The sequence below is a fragment of the Methylomagnum sp. genome (assembly GCF_054333355.1).
On record NZ_JBTEKS010000323.1, the window covers coordinates 1 to 5,037 of the forward strand.

General features: G+C 66.4%; 4 protein-coding genes. 2 read left to right on the forward strand and 2 right to left on the reverse strand.

What is annotated here, in order from left to right:
• Together ACXWUF_RS18270 and ACXWUF_RS18275 are read right to left on the reverse strand one after the other, a co-directional pair.
• Positions 1-391 (reverse strand): HAD family hydrolase (locus ACXWUF_RS18270; RefSeq protein WP_458496038.1); only part of this gene is annotated, 391 nt, incomplete at its 3' end.
• A gap of 415 nt (positions 392-806) precedes the next feature.
• Positions 807-1,436 (reverse strand): TetR/AcrR family transcriptional regulator, encoded by a 630-nt coding sequence (locus ACXWUF_RS18275; RefSeq protein WP_458496039.1) that lies wholly within the window; start codon positions 1,434-1,436, stop codon positions 807-809.
• Between the two features lie 69 nt (positions 1,437-1,505).
• On the opposite strand from ACXWUF_RS18275, the gene ACXWUF_RS18280 reads away from it, so the two are divergent.
• Both ACXWUF_RS18280 and ACXWUF_RS18285 read left to right on the forward strand, forming a co-directional pair.
• Entirely contained in the window at positions 1,506-2,633 is a 1,128-nt protein-coding gene (locus tag ACXWUF_RS18280; RefSeq protein ID WP_458496040.1) for an efflux RND transporter periplasmic adaptor subunit, read from the forward strand.
• On the forward strand, positions 2,630-5,037 hold a 2,408-nt coding region (locus ACXWUF_RS18285; RefSeq protein WP_458496041.1), incomplete at its 3' end, for an efflux RND transporter permease subunit. The genes ACXWUF_RS18280 and ACXWUF_RS18285, both read left to right, overlap by 4 nt.

Below are 5,037 nucleotides of genomic sequence, written 5' to 3' on the forward strand. Positions count from 1 at the left end.
TGGCCTGACGGAATTTTCTGGGGTTTGGGCTTACTACCCCATGTTGCATGAAATACCGGTCCTTGAGGTTGCCCAGCGCACACACGGTGTGCGCGTCGGGGCCGTCTTCGGGGGTGCCGTAGGGCAACGCCATCCGGCGCGATTCGAGGAAGGCGCTCACGCCGTCATAACGCGGCTTGCCATCGACGTAGCGCCGGTAGTCGGCGTCGCTGTCGAAGGGCACGAACGGCTCGCCGGTCTCGGTGGCGTGTTCTTTAAGGAAGGCGTCGAACAGCTTTTTCCAGGCCGCCGCGTGCACGCTCGCGGTCCTGGTCAATACGCCGTCGAGGTCGAACAGGACCGCGTCGTAATCGCGCGGCGAGAGAGTGACGATGGGGCCGAGGGTACTCATGGCCGACGAGCCGCCGCGCATACTGGCGTGTCGACGGGTTCCAACGCTCGCCTGTGGTCAGTTAAGGCTAGGCGGGGAGTCTGCATGGGTCAGTCCTCCTTGGCGTAACGGTTCCAATTTTCAGACCAGCGCGAGTGACGAAAGTGCGCTGCAACCTCCGGCTTCAGGGACGAATTGGGACTAACCGACGGCCAGCCCCCCGCCCGTCACGCTGGAAATCGGGCGGGATCGGCCATTCCACGCAGTTCAGCCCATTCCGTGGCGGGCGGGTCGCAGTTAATCCGCGCCCCGTGCAAGATCAGTATTCGGGCACCGCCTCCCGCATGCCTTGACGGGAATTTGGAATCAGCCGTGCGAAAACGACCCGCCCCCGCGCCATCGAGAGCGGAAAGGCGCGTAGCCAGCGCCAAAGTCGTCAGTCTCTCCCGTAAGCGCTCATAAACATTTCCACGTTCCGCTCCAAAAGGCGCTCGTCCTCCTCTGGCGTCGGCTTGCCCAGCCCGAGCATGGCCTTGATATGGGCGGTGCCGAGAAACAACGAGAGGAACTGGTCCGCCCCGGCCTCGCTCTCGTGGCGCGCCAGGCTGCCTGCCGCCACGGCGCTGTCCAGGAAATCCCGCACGCGGGCGACGATGTTGAGCGGCCCCTGCTGGAAGAAGGCGCTGCAGGCGTCCTGCTGCACACCGGCCTCCGCAAAGAGGACGCGCTGCTTGCGGATCACGTCATCAGCCCGAATCAGCGCCAGGAAATGGCGGCCGATGAGGGTCAGCGCCTGGCGCGGATCGGCGGGAGGCAGCTCCACGCCGCTCTGGAAATCGAACGCGGCATCGATGCGCCGGCCAATTGTGGCTTCGAACAGCGCCTTCTTGGTGGGGAAGTAGGCGTAGATCGTCATCTTCGACACCCCCGACGCCTTTGCGACCGCTTCCATACTGGTCCGTTCGAAGCCTTGCTCCAGAAACTGCTGCTCCGCCGCTTCGAGGACCCGACGCACGCGCTCGGGGTCGCGGGGGCGACCCGGCTTGGGTTTCGATGAATCGCTCATATAATACTTGACCGTATAGTAAAGTTATGTAGAATTACTTTACGGTCCAGTATATTTAATGGTGTCGCCATGATCAAACCCGATTTCACCGCCCGCCCGGCGCGGCCATTCCTGTCGGCAACCGTTCCCATCCTCTTAGGTCTTGTGCTGTTGGCCGGTTGCTCGACTCCGCCGGAAAACCCAGAGCTACCCCGCCCGGTGCGCGTCATCCAAGTAGGGGAAGCGGCTGCCCAGCCCGCCGCCGGCTTCGCGGGCGAGATCACCGCCCGCCGGGAAACCGCGCTGGCGTTCCGCATCGCCGGGAAATTGGAAGCCCGCCTGGTGGAGGTGGGCGACCGCGTCCGCAAGGGGCAAGTCGCCGCCCGCCTCGACGCCGATGACTACCGGCTCGCCACCCAGAACCTGAAGGCGCAGCTCACCGCCGCCAAGGCCGAGTACGAGTTCTCCCGTGCCGACCTGACCCGTTACCGGGATCTGCTGGATCAGAACATCATTGCCCCGCCGGAATTCGACCGGCGTGAAACGGCTTACACGACGGCGAAGGAGCGGGTCACCGCGCTGGAGGCGCAATTGGGGCAGACCGCGAACCAGCTTCGCTATTCCGAGCTTGCGGCGGAGCGCGACGGCGTCATCACCGGATTCACCGTCGAGGCGGGCGATGTGGTTGCGGCAGGCCAGCCGGTGGCGCGGCTGGCCCAGCTGGACGAAAAGGAAATCACCCTTCACGTCCCGGAGCAGCGTATCGCCCAGGTCACACCGGGGCAGGAAGTCGAGGTCTCGCTCTGGTCCCAAGACGAGCGGCGGTTTCGCGGGAGCATCCGCGAAGTGGCGCCCGCCGCCGACCCCGCGACCCGCACCTACCGCGTGAAAGCGGCCCTGCTGGAGGGCCGCGAACAGGCGCTGCTGGGCATGACCGCCACGGTCTGGCTGCCAGCCAAGGAGCCTGCCGCCGCCGCCATTCCCCGCTCCGCGATCTTCACCACCCACGACGATCCGAAGCAGCCCAAGGTCTGGCGGGTCGACGCCGACACCGTCCGGTCGACTCCGGTGACCCTGGGCACGCCACTGGACGGCGAACGGATAGAGGTTGCCGGAATCGCGCCCGGCCAGACCGTCGTCAGCGCGGGCGTGCAGCGGCTCATCGAAGGCCAGGCCGTGCGCGTCCTCGCCAGCGCCAACGACCGGAGCCAACCATGAACAACTTCAACCTCACCGCCTGGGCGCTACGGCACCGCGCCTTCACCGGGATGCTGATGGTCTTGCTCGTGCTGGGCGGCGTCGTGGGTTATTTCCTCATCGGCCAGGGCGAAGACCCCAAGTTCACCTTCCGCGTCATGGTCGTCAAGACCCTCTATCCCGGCGCCACCGCCGCCGTGGTGGAACAGCAGGTCACCGACCGGGTGGAGAAGAAACTCCAGGAACTGCCCCATCTCGACTACCTCCACAGCTACTCCAAGCCGGGCGAATCGGTGATCTTCATCAACGCCCGCGAGGATACCCCGGCCCCGGAAATCCCCGGCCTCTGGTACCAAGCGCGGAAGAAGACCGGCGATATCGCCGCCGAGTTGCCGCCGGGCGTCGTCGGTCCCTTCTTCAACGACGAATTCGGCGACACCTATAGCGTCATCTATGCCTTCTCCGGCGAAGGCTTCGGCTACGCCGAACTGAAGGACCTGGCGGAATCGGCCCGCCAGCGTTTCCTGCGGGTGCCCGACGTGGAAAAGATCGACCTCATCGGCACCCAGGACGAGAAGATCTTCGTGGAATTCTCCGACAAGAAGCTCGCGGAGTTGGGTTTCAGCGCCACGCAGATCGCCGAGGCCCTGCGCGGCCAGAACGCCCTGGCGCCGGCGGGGAGGGTGGAGGAACCCGGCCAAAACCTGCCGATCCGCATCACGGGCACCCTGGCGACGGTGGACGAGGTGGCGAACCTGGCCCTCCGGGTCAACGGCGCGTCCCTCAGGGTCGGCGACGTGGCGGCCGTGCGCCGGGGCTATGCCGAACCGGCCGAATTCAAGATGCGCTTCAAGGGCAAGGAAGTGGTGGGGCTGGGCATCACCATGAACCCGTCCGGCGACGTGCTGGCCATGGGCAAGGCGTTACAAGCGGAGATGGCCCGTATCCAGGGGGAGCTACCGGTCGGTGTCACCATCGAGCAGGTGGCCGACCAACCCAAGGTGGTGAAGCGGGCCATCGGCGAGTTCCAGCAGACCTTTTTCGAGGCCCTGGGGACGGTGCTGCTGGTGAGCTTCCTCAGCCTGGGCTGGCGGGCCGGTTCCGTGGTGGCCCTGACCGTGCCCCTGGTGCTGGCGGGTACGCTGCTCGGCATGCTGGTGTTCGGCATCGGCCTGCACCGCATCTCCCTGGGCGCCCTGATCCTGGCCCTGGGGCTGTTGGTGGACGATGCCATGATCGCCATCGAGATGATGGCCCGCAAGCTGGACGAAGGCTGGGACCGGGTCCGCGCCGCCACCTACGCCTATGGCGCCACGGCCTTCCCCATGCTGACCGGCACCCTCATCACCATCGCCGGGTTCCTGCCGGTGGGGCTGGCCCGCTCCTCGGCGGGCGAGTACACGGTGGCGATCTTCCAGGTGGTGGGCATCTCGCTGCTGCTGTCCTGGGTCGGCGCGGTGATCTTCACGCCTTACCTGGGCTACTGGATGCTCAAGGGCCGCCCGGACGGGGAAGCCCACGGCGAGCATTTCGACACGCCCTTCTACCGTAGGCTGCGGCGCTGGGTGGGCTGGTGCGTGGATCACCGCCGCGCGGTGATCGCCCTGACCCTCGCGCTGTTCGGCCTCGGCATCGCCGCCATGAGCCAGGTGCCCCAACAGTTCTTCCCCTTGTCGAACCGGCCCGAGTTGATCGTGGACCTGTGGCTGCCCGAAGGCGCTGCCTTCGCCCAGACCGAGGCCGCCGCCCGCGATTTGGAAGCCGTCCTCGCCCAGGACGAGGACGTGCTCCATTACGCCACCTATGTGGGCGGCGGGAGCCCGCGCTTCTTCCTGCTCATCACCCAGCAATTGAACCATTCCAACCTGGCCCAGATCGTGGTCATGACCCACGACAAAGCCGCCCGCGAGCGGGTGCTGCACCGCTTGCGGGAGTTGTTCCAGACGGATTTCCCGGAGGTCCGTGGCCGCGTCATGCGCCTGGACGTGGGGCCGCCCCAGGAATACCGGGTGCTGGGCGAAGACCCCAGGGAGGTGCGGCGCATCGCCGACCGGGTCAAGGCCATCGTCCGGGGCAATCCCCACACGGTGGACGTGAACGACGACTGGGACGAGCGCCTGCCCGCGTTGCGCCTGAAGCTGGACCAAGACAAGGCACGGGCGCTGGGGGTCAGTTCCCTGGGCTTGGCGCAGGCCCTGCGCGGCCATTACGTGGGGCTACCCGTGGGGCAGTTCCGGGAGGGCAACGAACTCATCGAGATCGTCTGGCGCTCGCAGCCGCAACAACGCGCCTCGGCGGACGGATTGCCCGATGTGTCGGTGCGGACCGGCAACGGCCAAGCGGTGCCGCTGTCGCAACTGGCCCAACTGGAAACCGTGTTCGAGGACGGCATCTGCTGGCGGCGCAACCGCTATCCGGCGGTGTC

What these genes read in the sequence shown, in the direction of transcription:
- ACXWUF_RS18275 (WP_458496039.1), bottom strand. Translation starts at nt 1,436, where the DNA reads ATGAGCGATTCATCGAAACCCAAGCCGGGTCGCCCCCGCGACCCCGAG.
- ACXWUF_RS18280 (WP_458496040.1), top strand. Translation starts at nt 1,506, where the DNA reads ATGATCAAACCCGATTTCACCGCCCGCCCGGCGCGGCCATTCCTGTCG.